The sequence below is a fragment of the Kitasatospora sp. NPDC003701 genome, from assembly GCF_053587085.1.
In genome coordinates this window covers 254,857-273,474 of sequence record NZ_JBSFNM010000001.1, presented here as the reverse complement: position 1 = coordinate 273,474, position 18,618 = coordinate 254,857, and the positions used below count along the sequence as shown (strand labels likewise).

Genomic DNA, 18,618 nt, shown 5'->3' with positions numbered 1-18,618 from the left:
GCCCGACTCACCGCAGCCCGGCAGGGCACCGACCGACGGGGCACCGGCCGACCGGATGGCCGCCGCCCCGCCCGGGCTCGACCGGCGTGGTCTGCTCCGGACCGGTCTGGCCACCGGCGCCGTCACCGCCCTCGGCCTGGCGGCCGCCGTGCCCGCCGGAGCCACCGGAGCCGCCGGGCCCGCCGGAGCCGCCGACGCGGCACCCGAGCGGACGATCACCCTCGCCGGCCACCTCCCCACCGGCGCCCCGGACTTCGTCCTCCTGCCGTTCGACGTCCCGGAAGGCGTCCGGGAGATAGCCGTCTCCTACAGCTACGACAAGCCCGCCGTCCCCGCCGGGACGCCCGGCAACTCCTGCGACATCGGCCTCTTCGACGAGCGCGGCACCGAACTCGGCGGGCGCGGCTTCCGCGGCTGGTCGGGCGGGTTCCGCACCGAGTTCACCGTCGCCCGCGACCAGGCAACGCCCGGCTACCTGCCGGGCCCGGTCCGCCCCGGCCGGTGGCACATCGTGCTCGGCCCCTACCAGGTCGCGCCGCAGGGGCTCGACTACCGCGTCCAGGTCACGCTCCGGTCCGGCGCGCCGGGGCCGGAGTTCACCCCGTCCTACCCGCCGGAGCGGGCCCGCGGGCGGGGGCGCGCCTGGTACCGGGGCGACTCCCACCTGCACACCGTGCACTCCGACGGGCGCCGGCTCCCGGCCGAGGTGGCGGCGGGCGCCCGGGCCGCCGGGCTGGACTTCATCGTCTCGACCGACCACAACACCACCTCCTCGCACGGCGTCTGGGGGCCGCTGGCCGGCCCCGACCTGCTGATCGTGCTCGGCGAGGAGGTCACCACCCGCAACGGCCACTGGCTGGCGCTGGGCCTGGAGCCGGGGCAGCTCGTCGACTGGCGCTACCGGGCGCGCGACGAGGCGTTCCCGCGCTTCGCCCGGCAGGTCCGCCGCCAGGGCGGCCTGGTGGTGCCCGCGCACCCGTACTGCCCGTACGTGGCCTGCCAGTGGAAGTTCGGCTACCAGGACGCGGACGCGGTGGAGGTCTGGAACGGGCCGTGGACGTACGACGACGAGTCGGCGGTGGACACCTGGGACGCGCAGCTCGCCGTCGCGCTGCGCGAGGGGCGGCCCTGGCTGCCGGCCGTCGGCAACAGCGACGCGCACAGCGCCCCGCAGGTCATCGGCTCCCCGCACACCGTCGTCCGGGCCGAGGACCTCACCCGGGACGCGATCCTCGAAGGCCTGCGGGCCGGCCGCAGCTGGCTGGCCGAATCGGCCTCCGTCCAGCTGGACTTCACCGCCACCGGGCAGGGCCGCCAGGCGGGCATCGGCGAGCAGCTGACCGTCCCGGCGGACGCGCCGGTGGACGTGCGGCTCGCGGTGTCCGGTGTGCCGGGCGGCACCGTCCGCCTCCTGACCGACGAGGGCCAGCTGCACCAGGAGTCGCTGCCGGCGGACGGCACCGGCACGGTGGTCTGGCGGACCACCGCCTCGCTCGCCGCGTACGTCCGGGCCGAGGTCCGCCACCCCAGGGCGGACGGGACGCCCGGCCGGGGCAACGCGATGGGGCCGGACCTCCCGTGGGGTCCGATGGCGGCGCTGACCAACCCGATCGTGCTGCGGTCGCCGAAGCGGTCCGAGGACCGGTAGGCGGGCCGGCCGGAGGACCGGCGGGGGGAGCGGTCCGAGGATCGGCAGGGGGAGGACTCGGGGCACCGGCGTGGACTAGGTTGATCTCCGACAGCAGTCAGTCGTAGGGACGAGGCGGTCGGCTGTCCGTACCCTGGTCCGGCTGCCGAACCCGGGTCCGGCCGCCCGTACGTTTCCGGCCGGCCCGAGCGTTGCGGCCGCCGCCCCTCCCCCGGCACCTCGTCCCGCCCCCGGCCCGCGAAGGGATCAGCAGCTGTGAACCGTACGACCGTAGGTGGGCCGGAGCTCGGGGGCGGTCGGGGCGCCGGCGGCGTCGTCGTCCTCGCCGACCCGGCCGGGGCCGGGAGCGGCACGGTCGCACCCCTGCTGGCGAACGCGCTGCACCCGAGCGTGCACCTGCGGGCGGACGACTTCCGCAAGGCCATCCGGCAGGGGTTCGTCGCGGCGCACCTGCCGCAGGCCCGCCGGCAGAACGAGACGGCCCTGGCGGCCGCCACCCAGGCGGCCTTCGCCTTCGCCACCGGCGGCTACCAGGTGGTGCTGGAGGCCACGCTCGCACCGCAGGCGCTGGACGTCCTGCGCCGCGAGAGCCGCATCACCGGGGCGACCCTGCACTACGTGGTGCTGCGGCCGGGCGACGGCCCCGGGGAGCCGGGCCCGCCGGACCGGCACACGGTGGACACTGCGGCGCAGCCCGCGGTGACGGCCAGGACGGTCCTCGCCGGCCTGACCCGGGGAGCCTTCCTGCTCGGCTGGTGAACCCGACGGACGCGGCCCTCGGCACCCCGATCCACCGGGGTGCCGAGGGCCGCGCGTCGTCCGCCTTCAGCCTTCAGCGTTCCGTCATCACCCTTCAGCCGGCGAGCTGCTCCGGGTCGCGGCGGCGGGTGCCGACCAGGCCGAGCGCGCCGCCGAGGAAGAGCAGGGCGCCGGTGGTGGTGAGCAGGATGTCGGTGGCGCCCGCACCGGTGGAGGCGAGCGAGCCGCCGCCCGGCGCGGCGGGCGCGGGGGCCCCGCCGGCGGCCTGGGTGGGCGACTCCACCGCGGCCGGGGCGGGCGGGGTGGTCGTCGTGGTGGCCGGACCGGCCGGGGTCACCGGCGGCTTGGACGTCGTGGTCGCCCCCGGGCTCACCGGAGCGGTCGTCGTCGCCGTCGTGGGCGCGCCGGTGGGCACCGGCGTCGGCGGGGCGGTGGCCGGCGGTGAGCTCGGCGGGACGCAGGCCGTCCGGGCGGGCGTCGGAGTGCCGGTCGCGATGCCGGGCAGCGAGGGCTTGGGCTCGCCGGCCGACGGCGCCGCGTCGGCGGGCCGGGCGGTGGTCGGCGTCGGCAGGGGCCACATGGTCCGGCCGGGGCCGGGGGGCAGGGTGGTGATGGCGGACGGGCTCGGGCAGCCGGCGTCGCCGCCGGGCAGCGAGTCCGCGTGGTAGCCGGCCACGATCCGGGTGAAGTCGTACGCGGCCTGCTGGACGCCGCTGCACGTCGCGGTGGTGAAGGTGTCGCCCGCGCAGGGCCGGTCGCGGTTGACCGCCCAGAAGCCGAACCGGGCCAGGTGACGGCCGGCGGCGAAGTCCCGCACCGAGCGGAAGTCGGCCGGTGTGAGCTGCTCGCCCTGCTGGTCGGTGCGGCCGTTCATGGACGAGAGGCCGGAGTGCCGCCAGGCCTTGTCGTCGTCCCAGCCGTAGGCGGCGGCGACGGCCTGCTGGAGGCCGGTGACGGCGGTGACGGTCGCGGCCGCCATGGTGCCGTCGTGACCGGTGAAGTCGAACGGCATCGCCGTCCAACCGTCCACCACCAGACCGGCCTTGGCGGCGAGCGTGATCAGGTCGGCGCCGTCGGCGTCGGGGCCCGTCCGGTCGACCTGGAAGGTGACGTAGACGAGCAGGCCGGGGTTCTTGGCCTTCAGCGTCTTCAGCGCGTCGACCACCCGCTTGCGCACCTCGGGGGTGCTCAGCTCGGTCGACTCGATGTCGATGTCCACGGCCTTCAGGCCGTAGGCGTCGACCACCTTCTGGTAGGCGGCGGCCAGTTCGGCGGCGGTGGCGCAGCGCTCGCCGAGCTTGGCGCCGTCCCAGCCACCGAAGGAGGCGAGGACCTCGCCGCCGGCGGCGCGGATCCGCTTGATCGTCTTCTCGTCGCCGCCCCCGGTGAGGGCGCGGCTGCCGTCCCACTTCGGGTCGCAGCCGCCGCCGGAGAGGACGAAGGAGAGGGCGAACTGCCGCAGCCCGGTGGCCTTCATGACGGCGACCGGGTCGGGGGCGTCGCCCCAGCCGAGGTACTCGGAGACGGCGTTGAGGCCGATCGGGTCCGCGGTGTCGGCGGTGACGGCGGCGGGCGCCTCGTACTGCGTGAGGATGAGCGCGGCGCCGGCGACGAGGGCGGTGGAGGCCGCCGCCATGCGTCGGCGGCGGGTGAGCCGGTGTTTGGGCATCGGGACTCTCCTGGGCTGGGAGCGGACGGGCGGACCGGCCCGGCGTCCGACACGCGGAGCGCCCCGGCGGTGCCCTCCCACAAGGGCACCGCCGGGGCGCCAGGGGGCCCGGATCCCGCCGGGGCGCGGGAGCCGGGAGTTCCGTGGCCGGAGCCGGACGCGAGGCCTGGGCCGGTGGGCCCGGGACACGCCGCGCGCCGTACGCCGGGCGCGGCTCTCAGCTGTAGCTACGGACGGGCCGCGCCTCCCGGTTCACGCTCTCCGCACCGGACTGATCGTCAGCAGTGCCGGACCGAACCGGAGTTGACCACCATCCGAAGGCGGTTGAACCGGCGCCCGCACGGGGGGACGAGCGCCGGTGGCGGTACCGCCACCCTGGAGAACGGACGCGGCCCGCGCCGCGGTTCAGCGGTGCGGAGGATTTCCTGAGGTCAGCGCAGCGGCGGTCGGCGCGATCTGGTTCGCCCCCCGGACCTCTAGGCTCGGTTCCGTGACCACGACCTACGTACTGGACGGCACCCGCATCACCACCCTGGAAGACTTCTGGCGCGAGATCGGCCGGGCCGTCAACGGCCCGGGGGGCTACTTCGGGCGGAACCTCGACGCCTTCGCCGACTGTCTGTCCGGAGGCTTCGGCACCCCCGACGACGGCGACTACCACATCGAGTGGCGCGACCACGAGGCGTCCCGGCACGCCCTCGGCCACCCGGAGACGGCACGTCAGCTCGAACTGCGCCTCGCCCGCTGCCACCCCTCGAACCGCCCGGCCGTGGCCGAGCAGCTCCGGGCCGCCCGGGCCGGGGAGGGCCCGACGGTCTTCGACTGGCTCGTCGAGATCTTCGAGGAGCGCGCCCCCGGGGCCCTGCGGCTGCGCTGAGTCATCCGGGTGACGCAGTGCGACGACGGCCCCACCCGGGGCCGGTCCGCCCGGCACCGAGGTGCGCCCACCAGCCCGTACGGCCAGAGTGGGGTGGTGAGCATCCTCGTCCTCCTCGAACCCGAACTCGTCCGCACCTCGGCGATCGGTGACACCACCGACTACGTCGAGAGCGTGCGCGCCGTTCACGCGACACGGGCCGACCCGGAGGCGACCGGGAGTCCGGGCGACGTGACCTTGTGCGGGATGGGAACCAGCCGGATGCGGAGGGACCCGTACCGGGCACCCGACCCCGGCGCGCCGTGGTACCCGCCGCAGTGGAGCGACCGGGTGTGCCCGTACTGCGACCGCGTGGCCCGCTCCTGAGGCCGACGGGCCCGGAGGCGGCGTGCGCCTCCGGGCCCCGTACGGATGTCGGGCTGCGGGGTGGGGTGCTACCTCGCCGATGCCATGCCGCGGGCTTCGAGGATCGGGCGGAGGGCCCGGACGGCGTAGAAGCTGCGGGACTTGACGGTGCCGACCGGGACGCCGAGGACGGCGGCGGCCTCGGCCATCGAGCGGCCGTGCATGTGGAGCTCGACCAGGACGTCGCGGTGGTGCGGCTGCAGTTCGGCGAGCGCGACCGCCATGTCCTGGGCGGCGAGCACCTCGTCGTAGGGGTCGTGGGTGCCGGCGTGCTCCTCGGGGGCGTCGTCGGCGACCTCCTGGGCGCGGGCGGCCTGCATCCGGAAGTGGTCGATGGCGATCCGGCGGGCCACGGTGAAGAGCCACGGGCGGCTGTACTCGGGGCCCCGGCGGATGGCGGCCGGGTTCTGCCAGGCGCGCAGCAGGGTCTCCTGGACGATGTCCTCGGCCTTGCCCCGGTCGCCGCTGGTGACGCGCAGCATCGCGCGCAGCAGGTAGCCGCCGTGCAGGCGGTACAGCTCGGCCAGGGTGTGCTGGTCGAGGGTGGGCCGGTCCGCGCGGTCGGCGGGGGTGTCCGGGGCTCCCCCGGCCTCCCCCGCCTCCGCGGTCTCCCCGGCTGCCCGGTGGGTGTCCTCGGCGTGAACGGTAGCGTCGATGGCCACGGCGGTTGAGCCCCTCGCAACGGTTGGTCGATACGACGGACAGCCGCTGCGGCTGCCCCTCCCCCCTTGGCCGGATACGTTTCCAGCCACCGCCAACACCGGACCAACGCTCCGCCAACGGACCTCGTGACGGGGCGTTGGCGGTGGCCCGGGCGCCCGCTACCGGGCGGTCCGGGACCGCCGGCGGCCGGCCCGGAGGGCCGCCGCGGCGAGGGCGACCACCGCGACCAGTCCGGCGCTCGCCCCGGCCAGGGCCGAGGCCCGGGTGACGGCGGTGCGGTCCGGGGGCGGCGGGACGGTCACCGGGTCGGTGGCGGCCCGCGGCGCGCCGGTGACCGGGGGCTGGGCGGTCGCGGCGGCCACCACGTCCACCGTGCCCCAGCCGAGGGCCGGGTCGGGCAGGGCCGAACCCGGCCGGTAAGCGGTCGATTTCAGCCGCTCGACCACCTGGGCCGGCGTCCAGCCGGGCTCCCGGGAGAGCAGCAGGGCCGCCGCTCCGGCGACCAGGGCGGCGGCGCCGCTGGGCCCCGAGGCGGTGAAGTGGCCCCCGCCCGGCCCGGCCGCCTGGAGGCCCTCGCCGGGTGCCGCGAGGTCCACCCGGCCGCCCGGGGCCGCCGCGGCACCGGCCCCCGTGTCGCTGACGCCGGACGCGCCGGAGGGCGCTCCGCCCGGGCCGATCGAGGCCACCGCGAGCACGCCGGGGTAGCCGGCCGGGTACACCGGGCCCTTGGCCGACTGGCCGTCCGGCCCGGCCGGGGCGACCAGCAGCACGCCCTTCGCCGCGGCGTACTCGACGGCGTCGGCGAGGGCCTGGGCCGGCGCCGCCGCCGGGCTCCCGACCACGGCCACCCGGGCGCCGCCGTCGGCCGCCGCCCGGATGCCCTGGGCCAGCAGGTCCGCCGTGGTCGTCCCGGCGTCGTCGGTCACCCTGACGGCCAGCACCGTCGCCTCCGGGGCGATGCCGGCCGGCCCCGCGTCGGAGGGACGCCGGCCGGCCAGCAGGGTGGCGAGGAAGGTGCCGTGGCCCACGCAGTCCTGGCCGGAGTCGCCCTGGCCCTGCACCCGGGGGCCGAGCTTGAGCCGCCCGGCCAGCGCACCGGACCCGGTGCCCGCCGACGCGTCCACGCCGGAGCCGAGCACGGCGACGGTCACCCCGGCGCCCCGGCCGAACGGCCAGGCCGCCTCGGGCCGCAGGTACACCTGGGCCCAGGGGGCCCGGTCGGCGGTCCGGGTGGACGGCTTGCGGCAGCCGGTCTCCCGGACGTCGGGGAGGGTCTGGCCCATCGGCGGCAGCTCCGCCGTCGCGGACGGCGCGGCGGAGGCCGCGGGCGCGGGCGCCGGGGTGTCGGACGAAGCGCCGGCGGCCGGCACGGCGGGGGCCAGCAGCGCGACGACGCACACCGCGGACGCCGCCCCGGCCCGGCGCCGGCGCTGGAGAGCGGTCGGCCCCGCCGGGCCGGCCGCTCCCCGACGCCGCCTCATACCGCGCTGCCCAACCGCTCCACCGCGATGTCCTGCGGCAGGAGCAGGCTGAGCTCGGAGAGGTCTGCGAAGTCGAGCCGGCCGAGCCGGCCCGCCTGGCGGGTGATCATGCCCTCCAGGGCCTGCCGGGCGAAGCGCCCGTTGCCGAAGGTGCGGTCCCTCGGGACGGCCGCGAACAGCTGCTCCAGCGCCGCCAGGGTCTCCGGCGCGCAGGTGTAGCCGGCCTTCTCGGCGTGCCGGCCGACGATGGTGACGAGTTCGGCGTCGGTGTAGTGGCCGAAGTCGACCTGCCGGGAGAAGCGGGACGCCAGGCCCGGGTTGGAGGCCAGGAAGTGCTGCATCTCGTCGTCGTAGCCGGCGACGATCACCACCACCTCGTCCCGGTGGTCCTCCATCAGCTTCATCAGGGTGTCCACCGCCTCCTGGCCGAAGTCGCCGCCGCCACCATGGCGCGGCGTCAGCGTGTACGCCTCGTCGATGAAGAGCACCCCGCCGCGGGCGCGGTCGAAGGCCTCCTTGGTGAGCTGCGCGGTGTGGCCGACGTAGCGGCCGACCAGGTCGGAGCGGGCGGTCTCGATCAGCTGGCCGCCCGGCAGCACGCCGAGCTCGGCGAGGAGCTGTCCGTAGAGCCGGGCGACGGTGGTCTTGCCGGTACCGGGCGGGCCGGCGAAGACCAGGTGGTGGCTGATGGTCGCGGTCGGCAGCCCGGCCTCCTCCCGCCGGCGGACCTGGCGGATCAGGTTGACGAGGTCCTCGACCTGCTCCTTGGCGGCCGGCAGGCCGACCATCGCCCTCAACTCGGCGAGCAGCTCGGTGCCGTCCTTCCTGGCCTCCTGCGCGGGCTCCGCCGGGGCGACGTCCTCGGGGACCAGCAGCGCCAGGTCCTCGTCGGAGATCTCGGCCTCGGTCGAGAGCCTGGTCGCCTGGCGGTCGACCATCTCCTCGAACACCTTGCGGGCCGCCCGGCCGTTGCCGAAGTCCTCGCCCTTGGGCATCCGTTCGAACAGTCCGGTGAGGGCCTCGCGGGCGCCGTCGGCCAGTTCGTAGCCGTGCCCGGCGGCGGCCCGCTCGACGATGGTGACCAGCTCGTCCACCGCGTAGTTGGCGAACTCCACGGTCCGGCTGAAGCGGGAGGCCAGGCCCGGGTTGGAGGCGAGGAAGTCGGTCATCTCGGCGGAGTAGCCGGCCACGATGACCACGATGTCCTCCCGGTGGTCCTCCATCAGCTTGACCAGGGTGTCGATCGCCTCCCGCCCGAAGTCCGGCCCGCTGCCGCCGGAGCCCGCCGAGAGCGTGTAGGCCTCGTCGAGGAAGAGCACCCCGCCGAGCGCCGACTGGAACACCTCGGTGGTCTTGAGCGCGGTGCCGCCGATGATCGAGGCGACCAGGTCGGCGCGGGCCACCTCGGTCAGGTGCCCGCTGCGCAGCACGCCCAGCTCGGCGAGGATGCTGCCGTAGAGCCGGGCGACGGTGGTCTTGCCGGTACCGGGCGGGCCCGCGAAGACCAGGTGCCGGCTCATCGGCAGGGCGGGCATGCCGGCCAGCTCCCGGCGCCGGGCCAGCTTGTTGAGGTTGACCAGGGTGGCGACCTGCTCCTTGACGCCGGCCAGGCCGACCAGTGACTCCAGCACCTCCAGCGGGCCGGGGGCGGCGGCCGGTTGCGCGGGCGCGCTCTCCGCGGCGGGCTCGCCGGGCGCCGCCTGGCCGGCGCCGGGGGCGGCCCCGGCCTGCTGCGCCGCCCGGGGGGCGGGCGTCGAGCCGGCGGTGGCGGTGCCGTGCGCGTCCGGCAGACCGTTCTCCTCGCTGACCAGCTCCTCCAGGGCGAGCCGCTCGCTCGGCGCGCTCTGGCGCAGGCCGGAGCCCCGGTTGCGGGAGAGCGTGCAGCCGGTCAGCCGGACCGCCTCGCCGGAGTCGGTACGCACGCCGTCGCCGGTGTTCTCGGTCGCCGTGAGCTGGGCCAGCACGGCCCGCGCCCCGGCCCCGATCCGCACGCCGTGGCGGCGGTTGCCGGTCACCCGGACCCTGGTGCAGGTCAGTTCGGCGCCGTCCTCGGCCGTGATGCCGTCCTCGGCCGATTCGGACACCTCGCAGTCGCGCAGCGTCGCCGTGCCGACCCGGCCCAGCAGCACGCCGGACCCGGCGGACCCGCGCACCACGGTGGCGCCGACCCGGGTGTCCGCGCCCTCGGCGAACCGCAGGCCGGCCCGGCCCGCGTCCAGCACCTCGCAGTTCTCCAACTGCCCGCGCCCGTCCCGGATCACGGTCATGCCGTCGCCCTTCGCGCGGTGGACGGCGACCCGGCGCAGTCGCGGGTTGGCGCCGTCGGTGATCAGCACGCCGCTGCCGGCGACGTCCCGCACCTCCAGCCGGTCGAAGTCAGCGGAGCTGTCACCGGTCAGCTCCACGCCGTCGGCGCCGCAGTCCCGGACGACGGTGCGGGCCAGTGTCGGGCCGGACGACTCGCCCACCCAGATGCCGGTGCCCTGCGCGCTGTCGACCTCGCAGTCCTCGAAGGTGCCGCGCGAGCGGGCCGTGACGTGGATGCCGTGGCCCGCCGTGCGGGAGGCGCGGCAGCGGCGCAGCTGCGGGTCGGTGCCGGCGGCGAGCGCGATGCCGTGGCCGGAGGTGGCGGTGACGGTGCAGTCCTCCAGGACGACCTGGGCGGAGGAGCTGATGTAGATGCCGATCGTGGTGTCGCGGACGGCGGTGCGCACCAGCCGTGTGGTGCTGCGCTCCTCCAGGGCGATGCCGGGCTTGTCGGTGACGGAGATCTCGCAGCCCTCGAAGGTGCCCCGGGCGTCGCCGTTGGCGCAGATGCCGTTGCCGCGCGCGTCGCGCAGCACGCAGTTGCGCAGCAGCGGGTTGGCGCGCTCGCCGATCACCACGGCGGAGCTGCCGAGGTGTTCGATCACGCAGTCCTCGATGATGCTGGTACCGCTGGAGGTCTCCACGATGCCGGCGCCCGCCGGGTTGGTGACCCGGCATCCGCGCATCGCCAGGGTGCCGTCCCCGCGGGTGAGCAGGGCCGTCCAGGAACTCCCGACCACTTCGCAGTCCTGGACGGCGGCCTGGCCGCGCGGCACGTCGATGGCGGGCATCTCCTCGTCCTGCCCCTGCAGGATCAGGCCGGTCAGCTGCACCGCCTCGGCCGTGACCTGGACGACGCAGCCCCGCCGGGCGGTGATCCGGACGCTGCCCCGGGCCTCCGCGGCGGTGATGGTGACCAGCTTGCTGATCACCAGGTTCTCCTCGTACCGGCCGGGGCGCACCGAGATCACCGCCCCGCTGCGGGCCGCCGCCAGCGCCTCGCCGATGGTGCGGTACCGGCCGTCCCGCTGCTCCGGGCACACCGTCAGCACGTGGCGCGACATGGCGTGGCCTTCCTTTCGCTTGATCCGTCGATGACGTGGACCGATTCGCCGGTGGGCCGGACCGGCCCGGTGACGCCCCGGACCGGTCGGGCGCTCGGCCCGACCGGTCCGCTACCGGGGTGGAGTGACCCGCTGCCGGCCCGGGGGGATCCGGTGATGATCCGAACGCCCGTCAGCCGCTGCACTCGGCACGGACGGCGGAGCCCGCGTGGTGGGCCTTGTCGGCGTCGCCGCCCCAGTCGATGCCCCGGTCGTGCATCATCACCGCGATCCGGCCGCCGCTCACCGCGAAGGTGCCGGCACTGACCCAGGTGCCCCGGTACGCGCTCTGGTCGATCTTGAAGTCGGCGATGGTGCCGCTGCCGGGCGAGGAGCTGTTCTGCACGGTGTAGTAGGTGGGCTTGCCACCCACCAGCTTGCGGTCGCTGCTGTTGGGGACGTAGACGGAGATCTTGCAGCTGCCGCTGGTGACCGGGGCGGTGGTGAAGGTCCACACCACCGAGTTGCCGTTGTCCTTGCCGTCGCCGCTCATCGGCACCGAGTCGTACTTGCCGTTGCAGCCCGAACCGGAGTAGCCCCCGGCCGAGTTGACCGTCCAGCCGGTGGAGCCGTTGGTCCACTGGCCGTACTGGGCGTAGCTCGCGCCGGAGTTGCTGCAGCCGGTGCCGGCGACGGCGTTGAAGGTGGGTGCGGCGGCCTTCGGCGGGACGGGCTGCTGGGGCGCCGGCTGCTGCGGGGCGGGCTGCTGGGGCGCGGGCTGCTGCGGGGCGGGCTGCTGCGGCGCGGTGCCACCGGTACCGCCCGTACCGCCCGTGCCACCGGTGCTGCCGGTACCGCCCGTGCCTCCCGTACCGCCCGTGCCACCGGTGCCACTGGTACCACCGGTGCCGCTGCCGCCACCGGTACCGCCCGTGCCGCCGGTCGTCGGCGGCTTGGCGCCCGTGGCGGGCGTGTTGCCGGGCTTGGAGAGCAGGTTGGTGCTGGGGGCCGGCGCACCGCCGGTGTTCGGGGCGGCACCGTTGCCCGGGGTGGTGCCGGGCACGCCCTCGGGGGTGCCCTCCGTCCCGGGCGCGGTCGGGGCTCCCGTGGTCGGGTCCGGGACGAGCGTCGGATCGGCGGGAGCGCCGGAGGCGTTCGGATCGGTGGGCGGCGTGGTCGGCACGGGGTCACCGAGCTCGGGCCCGTCGGCGAGGGGCTGGTCCGCCTGGCTCAGGCCGACGTTGTCGCCCGTCCCGTCCTTGCCCGTCCGGTTGCCGTCGGTGATCAGGAACGGCAGGCCCATCAGCACCACGCCGGCGGTGGCGGCGGCGACGAGCACGGGTCGCTTCAGCCGGGCCCGGCTGAAGCGGTCCGGGCGCGCGGCCGGCGCGGGGCCGGCCGGGTCGGCCCCCTGGCCGGGGCCGGGGGTGAAGCCGGGGTCGGGCGCCGGTGCGAGCACCGGGCCGGGGACGACGGGGGTCGGCGGAACCGGAGGTGCCGCGGCCGCGACCGGGCCGGTCTGCACGGCGGCGACCTGCCCGTACTGCGGCACGACCGGCGGCGGAGCCGCGGGCAGCACGGCGGCCGGCGGCACGGCTGCCGCCGGAGCGGGCGCCGCACCGGCCGTGCCCGCCTCCTCCTCCATCTCCCAGGCCACCGACGGCAGCTGAATGCTCGCCGTCCCGCCCTGAGCCCCGTTTCCACTCGTGCTCGTGCCCACCGCAGCTCCTCGGCTCCGCATGCAGTCCCTGTCGACGGAAGCGCCCGGCCGACAGGGCCACCGACGCTTCCACTCCGTACCTACGGCCGGGCCGGGCCCGGCGGTTCACCCACGACCCATCAGCGCCGAGAAGACGGTGTCCGCCGTGTCCCTCCTGGGCGGCGGCGACACCCGGAAACCCCACTCGGCGCCGGTCGCGGCGGTGCTGACGAGCCTCACCAGCACCTCGACGTCCCTGGGCACCGACCGCAGCTCGTACCGGAGCATCCGCTCCAGGTCGGCCCTGGTCCTGCTCACCCACTCCGCGGTGGGGCGCGAGCCGGGCTCGGCGGTGACCTCCAGCACGAGTCGCGGGTCCGTCTCCCCGAGGGTGCCGACCAGCTGCCTGATCCGCTGGGTCAGCCGGCTCGTGCCGTCCGCCCGCAGGGCGGTCTCGGTGACCGCGATCGTGTTCGGGTGGCCCGCCGGTGCCGGCTCCGGCGCGGGGGTGTGCTCCGCCACCGGGTGGGACAGCAGGGCGTCCAACTGCTCGACGGTCAGGACCGGACCGTCCTCCGCGGCACCGATCGCACGAACCGCCGCCCGCGCGGCGTCGCCGCGCCCGGCGTCGTCCACGGCGTCGCCGCGCATCAGCGACCGGACGGTGTCGAGCACGGCGTGCTGCCCGGTGCCTCCGGCCATCCCGACGAGCCGGGCCATACCCCGGGCCCGGGAGCGGATCTGCTCCTCGGAAGGCCGTTCCCCGGCCCGGACCTCCCGTTCCGAGCCGCTCTCCATGAAGGTGTCACCGTAGAGCGCCCGGCCGACGCGGGCCGTGCGGAGCAGGTTCTCGTGCTGCGCCGGCGCCGTCGTGTCCCATCCCGCCGCCTCGGCGATGCGCTGCAGCAGGCGCGGGTCCGCCTCACTGGGCCGGACCTCGCCGTCCGGCGCGCCGTCGTGGAACACGAGGTAGCCGTCGCCGGGGATCTCGGTCCTGGTGGTCTCCCGCTCGGGGATGTCGACCATGATCGGAACGATGGCCCTCTGCGTGCGGGGCTCCTTGGCCCCGTCGGCGAACGTCACCTCCACCTCGACGTGTCCCGTGTACCGGGCCATGCTGGTCGGCACCTTGGCGTTGGCGAGCACCTGGCCGCCGGACGCGGTCGAGAGGTCGTGCCTGCTCTGGTAGGCCAGATCGGCGTTCCCGGTGAACCGGCCGGCGAAGTCGCTGCCCTTGCCCCAGGTGGGGCCGGCCGTCAAGCGGCCGCCCGCCTGCAACGAGCGCTGCGCGGTGTTGCTCGCACCACCCGCGGTGCCGCCCGACGGGCTCATCTCGGCCCTGCTGTCGGTGCGCTGGTACTCCAGTTCCTTGATCGTCAGCCGCACCTCCACTCCGGCACCGCCGGCCAGTTCGACCGGGCCGATCGCATAGGTGGCGAGCCCGGCGTTCGGCCCCGCCGGGTTCTGCCCGCCCCCCTGGACGGTGTTCACCGCCTCCTCGGTGGTGTTCACCGCCTCCGCGGTGGTGTCCGCCGCCCTCTCGGCCTGTCGGCGGAGCTCCGTGTTGAGGTGCCCGGCGAGACTGACCGGGTCGACGATCCCCTCGACGGCGTCCTTGATCCGGCTCCAGCCGTCCGCACCGAAGTACGACTTCCCGGCGGCGACCACGCCCAGGAGACCGTCCGCCCCGCCCAGCGAGCGGACCACGTCGGAGTCCGCCAGACCGCTCGACCAGAGGCGGGCCGGCGGCTTGAGGACGACGCCGTTGTCCGTGCCGAGGTTCTCGGGCGTCCGGGGGATACGGGTGCGCTCCCCCGGCCCCTTGGCCGCGAAGTCGTTCGGATCGGGCTGGGCCGGCCGCGGCGGCACGACGCCCCCGGGGGTCGTGGGCGCCGTCTCGGCCGGCACCACCGGAACGGCCGGCCGCGTCTCCGCCCGGTCCACGAGGGCCTCGACACCGACCTTCCGCGTGAAGTAGCCGTAACTCGTCCCGCCCGTCAGGGACCGGCGCTCGACGATGAAGTGCAGGGTCGCCTCGCCGGTGAAGACGCTGCCGGGGATCTTGGCCTTCGTCGCGTTCCCCGCACCGGAGCGGCTGGTCCGCTGCTCCTGGTGCTCGGCGCCGGTCGCCCCGCTGAGCGAGCCGCCGAGGTACCAGGTGCCGGCCCTGCCGGCGACCCCGCCCGCGACGGAGTGGCCGGTACCGCCGCCTCCGCCGGTCACCCCGTCCGCGGCGGCGTAGGTGTGCTCCACCTGCGCGCCCGTGTTGAACTCGGTCGTCCGGGTGGCACCGGTGTTCCGCAGGCTGTCCAGGGAAGCCCCGATCCGGATGGTGACGCCCCCGTCGCCGATCACCACCCGGCGGCCCGCCATCATGGCCTTGAGCTGCTCGTGGAGGCCGTTCGGGGTGAGCACGTCCAGCAACTTGCCCCGGATGCCGGAGCGGCCGCGCCCGTCCAGCCACTCGGCGGCCGTCTTGCCGTCGAAGAGCGTCTCGCCCCTCGGGGCCCGCCCGAGGACGGACTCGCCGAAGCCCCTGGTGTTCCCGCCGGGTTCCCTCCGATGCGGGTCGAAGACGTTGGTGAGGTAGTCGGCGGAGCCCAGCACGTAGGAGTTCTCGATGCGCTGCGGCACCCTGACGGGTGTCGCATGCGCCTCACCGGTCGGCGACGGCCGGTCGTGCACCGGGCGGATGACGGTCGCCCCGACCTCGATCGGGGCCAGTCGTACGTGGTTGTCGGGCAGGCCCGGGATGCTGATCCGACGGCTCGTGATCCGCACGTCCAGCGTCGCCGTCGTGGTGAGGACCTCGGCCTGCTCGGTGGTCTTCCCCCTGCTGGTCGTACTGCCGGCGCTGTCGAGGGAGAAGCCCGTCGACGCGTCGTCCCGGCGCACGTACCCGCCGGCGTTGTCCAGCGGGGCGGTCAGGTCCGGCGGGGTCGCCCTGCCGGTCCCGCCGATCCCGAGCAGGGACCGGTCCCGCCGGTCGTGGGAGACGCCGTGGCCGATCTTGTTCTGGGTGCCGACCTCGGACTCGAAGCTGCCGATCGTGTCGGTGCGCCTGGCCTGGTCCGCCAGGCGCGCCGAGACGGTGACCTCGGCCTCCCAGAGCCTGCCGGCGACCTTCACCGTGACGTCCCCGCCCCGGCTGAGCTGCGACAGGTTCGCCTGCAGGGCACCGGGCCCGAGCCGCTCCCCGAGAATCCGCGCGACGTCCGCCGGCAGCCTGCCGAAACTCCGCTCCAGGCTCGCCGCCACGGCGGTCTTGACGGCGGTCGCCCCTTCCAGCCGGTGGGTCACGTCCGAGGCGCTCATCTCGGCGTAGGGCACGTTCTCGCCGGCCGGCGGGTTCACCTGCTCCTGCGCGGCGTTCCCCGGCCGGGCCCGGGTGAAGGCGGCACCCTGCGCGACCTCGTCGGCCGGCACGCGGTACTCGCCGACCTGGCGGCGGTCGAGGCTCACCTCGACCCGGACCGGCGCCTCGGCCACGACCTCCGTCGTCCCCCGGGTCAGGGTCACCCGCAGCTGCACGCCGGCGTCGAAGATGTCCTGCGGGACCGCGAACTTGCCGTTGCCGTAGACCTTGTCCGAGCCGGCCGCGCGGACCCCGGTCCGCAGCCGCTCCTGGCCGCCCGGGCCGACGTAGCCCGTCCCCTGGTTCCCGGGGCCGAGGTTCAGCTGCCCCTGGCCGACTCCGTGCCGGGAGGCCACCCGGCGCTCCGAGCTGAAACTGCTGCTCTCGTTCTGCCGGGTGAGTTCGGCCCGGTCGCTCCCCCGCAGATGGGTCATCTGCTGCAGTTCGGCGGTGACGGTGACGCCGATGCCCCGCTTCACCAGGGCTGCCAGCGCGGCGGACATCTTGGACCGGTTGAAGGAGGCCAGACCGAACTCCTCCCCCCGGGTCATCGCGGTGAGCCGCGAGGCCACCATCGGCTGGCTGACCAGCTGCATCACCTCGGCCCGGATCTCCGGCCACACGCTCCCGAAGAAGTCGGCCCCCTTCTCCTCCAGGTCCCTGCGCAGCGCCTCGACCGACACGACGTCACGGACGACGACGGTCGAGTCGAGCCCCCCGCCGTCGGCCGACCAGACCGTCACCGGAGGGTGGCGCAGCACCTCGCCCGGGGTCACGGGCCGCTCGGCCGGAGCGAGGTCGGGCTGCTGCCCGGCCGCTGCCCGGAAGTGCCCCGGGCCGTTCCCGCCGCCGGTCGCCGCATCCGCCGGCCCCGGGGCTCCGATCTCGCTCTGCGGGATGACGGCCCGGAATCCGACCGACTGTCCGACCGGCTCCAGGAAGGGCTTTCCTCCCTTCCTGACCACCACCCGGAGGTCGCTGACGCCCTCGAAGACGACGCCGGGCTCCTTGGTCTTGGTGGTCAGCCCGGTCTCCAGCGTGTGCCCCGAGATCTGCACGACGTCGGTCCCGCGTCGACCGCCCCCGGCCAGTGACATGCCGGCGATGTCGTTGCCTCCGCCCGCACCCCCCTGGGCGTGCCAGAGCCCGCCCTTGACCTTCTGGCGGACGCTGGTCAGCTGGGCACCGGTGCCCACGTTGAACTCGGTGTCCCCGGTGGTGGAGACGTGCCGCATCTCCTTCACCGTGGCGGTCACCTCGGCCCAGAGATCGGTACCGGGGACCCTGACGACCAGCGCTTCGCCGGACATCATGCTCTTCAGCTCCTGGTGCAGACGGGTGAAGTCCACCTCGGCCACCAGCCGGTCCGACAGCGTCCGGAGGTTGTCCGCGCCCAGCTTCGCCTTGTCCGCGGCCGACAGCCCGTCGAGGACTCCCTCCAGCAACCGGCCCCGCCGCAGCGGCGGGCCACCGTCGTTCGGTGCGATCCCGGTGGTCGCGGTCGCCTCCGATCCGACCGGCGCCGGGTGGACGGCGGTCGACCCGCCGCTCCCCACACCCGTGCCGTCGTCCACCGCCGCCGTCCGTGGCGGAGCGGTCCGGAGCGGCCGCATCTCGATGCCGTCGCCCTGCTCCTCCCCCCTCGACCGCGGCAGCGCGCGCTCCTGCTCGACGGAGTAGACGTCCAGCAGCACGTGGGAGCCCCCGAGACGCAGGCTCCTGCGGACCGCCGCGGGCGGATGCAGTGTCCCCGCCGCCGCGGGCGCGAAGGGCGCGCCGTTCCCGTCCAGCGTCTCCCGCAGCGGGATGGCGACCTCCAGGGGGACCTCCAGCGGCCTGGCGCTCTTCAGCTCCGACGCCCGGGCCGCCGGGCCGTAGGGCCGGCGGTGCTCCACCGTCAGGTGCAGCGTCCCGTTGAAGACGGCACTCGGCTCGGCGGTCTTCGCCCGGGAGAAGGTCCGCCCGCCGAGCGACAGCCCGGCCCCGTTGACCCAGTCCCACTGGCGGCCGGCCGAACCGAAGATCCGGAAGAACTTGGACAAGCCCTGCTGGGCCTGCACTCCGAGGCCGGCCCGCCAGCGGCGACCCGACTCCGTCGTCAGGGTCGACTGGCGGTCGGCACCGTTCTCGTACTCGAACTTCTCGTCCCGGCGCGCGAAGGTGAGCCCGTCGACGCGCGCGTGGACGGCGATCGTGCCGTCGCGGGCGTCCGTACCGATGGGCACGTGGATGACGTGGCCCCGGGAGAGCGCGGTCAGCTCCGCCCGAAGACCGGCCGCGCTGAAGACGGTCTCGGCGAGTGTCTGCGCGAGCCGGGCGACGTGCACCGGATCACCGGGGACGACCTCGGCGATCCTGGTCCTGATCTCCTCGACCAGGTTGGCGTCCCGCAGGCCCAGAGCGGTGACCATGTGCGCGGCGGACAGCACCCCGTCCTCGGCGACCCGGGCCGGCGGCAGCGGTGTCGGTTCCGGGACCGGTGCGGGTGTGATCAACGGCTCGACGACGGGCTGTTCCTGCTGCTGCGCTTCCTCCTGCTCCCGCTGACGCTGGGCCTCCTCTTCCTCCTCGCGCTGACGCTGCGCTTCCTCCTGCTCCCGCTGACGCTGGGCCTCCTCTTCCTCCTCGCGCTGACGCTGAGCCTCCTCCCGCTCCCGCTGGCGCTGGGCCTCTTCCTCCTCGCGCTGACGCTGAGCCTCCTCCCGCTCCCGC

At 75.5% G+C, this 18,618-nt stretch carries 11 protein-coding genes; 5 read left to right on the top strand and 6 right to left on the bottom strand.

Annotation, left to right across the window (positions count from 1 at the left end):
* Positions 1 to 55: 55 nt before the first annotated feature.
* Complete coding sequence (locus ACWDRR_RS01090) at positions 56 to 1,648, top strand: CehA/McbA family metallohydrolase (RefSeq protein WP_449770253.1); 1,593 nt, start codon at positions 56 to 58, stop codon at positions 1,646 to 1,648.
* A 255-nt stretch (positions 1,649 to 1,903) separates the two neighbouring features.
* Positions 1,904 to 2,407: an ATP-binding protein gene (locus ACWDRR_RS01085; protein ID WP_449770052.1), complete on the top strand. Its 504-nt coding sequence runs from the start codon at positions 1,904 to 1,906 to the stop codon at positions 2,405 to 2,407.
* Between the two features lie 94 nt (positions 2,408 to 2,501).
* On the opposite strand, the gene ACWDRR_RS01080 is transcribed toward ACWDRR_RS01085, so the two are convergent.
* Entirely contained in the window at positions 2,502 to 4,076 is a 1,575-nt protein-coding gene (locus tag ACWDRR_RS01080) for a chitinase (RefSeq protein ID WP_449770051.1), read from the bottom strand.
* 490 nt (positions 4,077 to 4,566) lie between these two features.
* On the opposite strand from ACWDRR_RS01080, the gene ACWDRR_RS01075 reads away from it, so the two are divergent.
* A complete protein-coding gene (locus ACWDRR_RS01075; RefSeq protein ID WP_449770050.1) occupies positions 4,567 to 4,953 on the top strand; it encodes a barstar family protein in 387 nt (128 codons plus the stop codon).
* Positions 4,954 to 5,049: 96 nt separating this feature from the next.
* The gene (locus ACWDRR_RS01070; RefSeq protein ID WP_449770049.1) at positions 5,050 to 5,319 is read left to right on the top strand and encodes a hypothetical protein; all 270 of its coding nucleotides are present in this window, start codon (positions 5,050 to 5,052) and stop codon (positions 5,317 to 5,319) included.
* A 68-nt stretch (positions 5,320 to 5,387) separates the two neighbouring features.
* Here ACWDRR_RS01070 and ACWDRR_RS01065 read toward each other — a convergent pair whose 3' ends face one another.
* From ACWDRR_RS01065 to ACWDRR_RS01045, 5 genes are all read right to left on the bottom strand, one after another.
* Positions 5,388 to 6,020, bottom strand: coding sequence for a sigma-70 family RNA polymerase sigma factor (locus tag ACWDRR_RS01065; protein ID WP_449770048.1), 633 nt, complete (start codon positions 6,018 to 6,020; stop codon positions 5,388 to 5,390).
* A 159-nt stretch (positions 6,021 to 6,179) separates the two neighbouring features.
* Entirely contained in the window at positions 6,180 to 7,502 is a 1,323-nt protein-coding gene (locus ACWDRR_RS01060; RefSeq protein WP_449770047.1) for a S8 family serine peptidase, read from the bottom strand.
* The gene (locus ACWDRR_RS01055) at positions 7,499 to 10,873 is read right to left on the bottom strand and encodes a right-handed parallel beta-helix repeat-containing protein (RefSeq protein WP_449770046.1); all 3,375 of its coding nucleotides are present in this window, start codon (positions 10,871 to 10,873) and stop codon (positions 7,499 to 7,501) included. The genes ACWDRR_RS01060 and ACWDRR_RS01055 overlap by 4 nt, the downstream gene beginning before the upstream one ends.
* Positions 10,874 to 11,045: 172 nt before the next feature.
* Positions 11,046 to 12,572, bottom strand: a complete 1,527-nt coding sequence (locus ACWDRR_RS01050; RefSeq protein WP_449770045.1) for a hypothetical protein — start codon at positions 12,570 to 12,572, stop codon at positions 11,046 to 11,048.
* Between the two features lie 105 nt (positions 12,573 to 12,677).
* Positions 12,678 to 18,317 (bottom strand): hypothetical protein, encoded by a 5,640-nt coding sequence (locus ACWDRR_RS01045; protein WP_449770044.1) that lies wholly within the window; start codon positions 18,315 to 18,317, stop codon positions 12,678 to 12,680.
* Between ACWDRR_RS01045 and ACWDRR_RS01040 the strand changes: the two genes are divergently transcribed.
* Positions 18,318 to 18,618 (top strand): hypothetical protein (locus ACWDRR_RS01040; protein ID WP_449770043.1); only part of this gene is annotated, 301 nt, incomplete at its 3' end. It abuts the gene before it with no gap.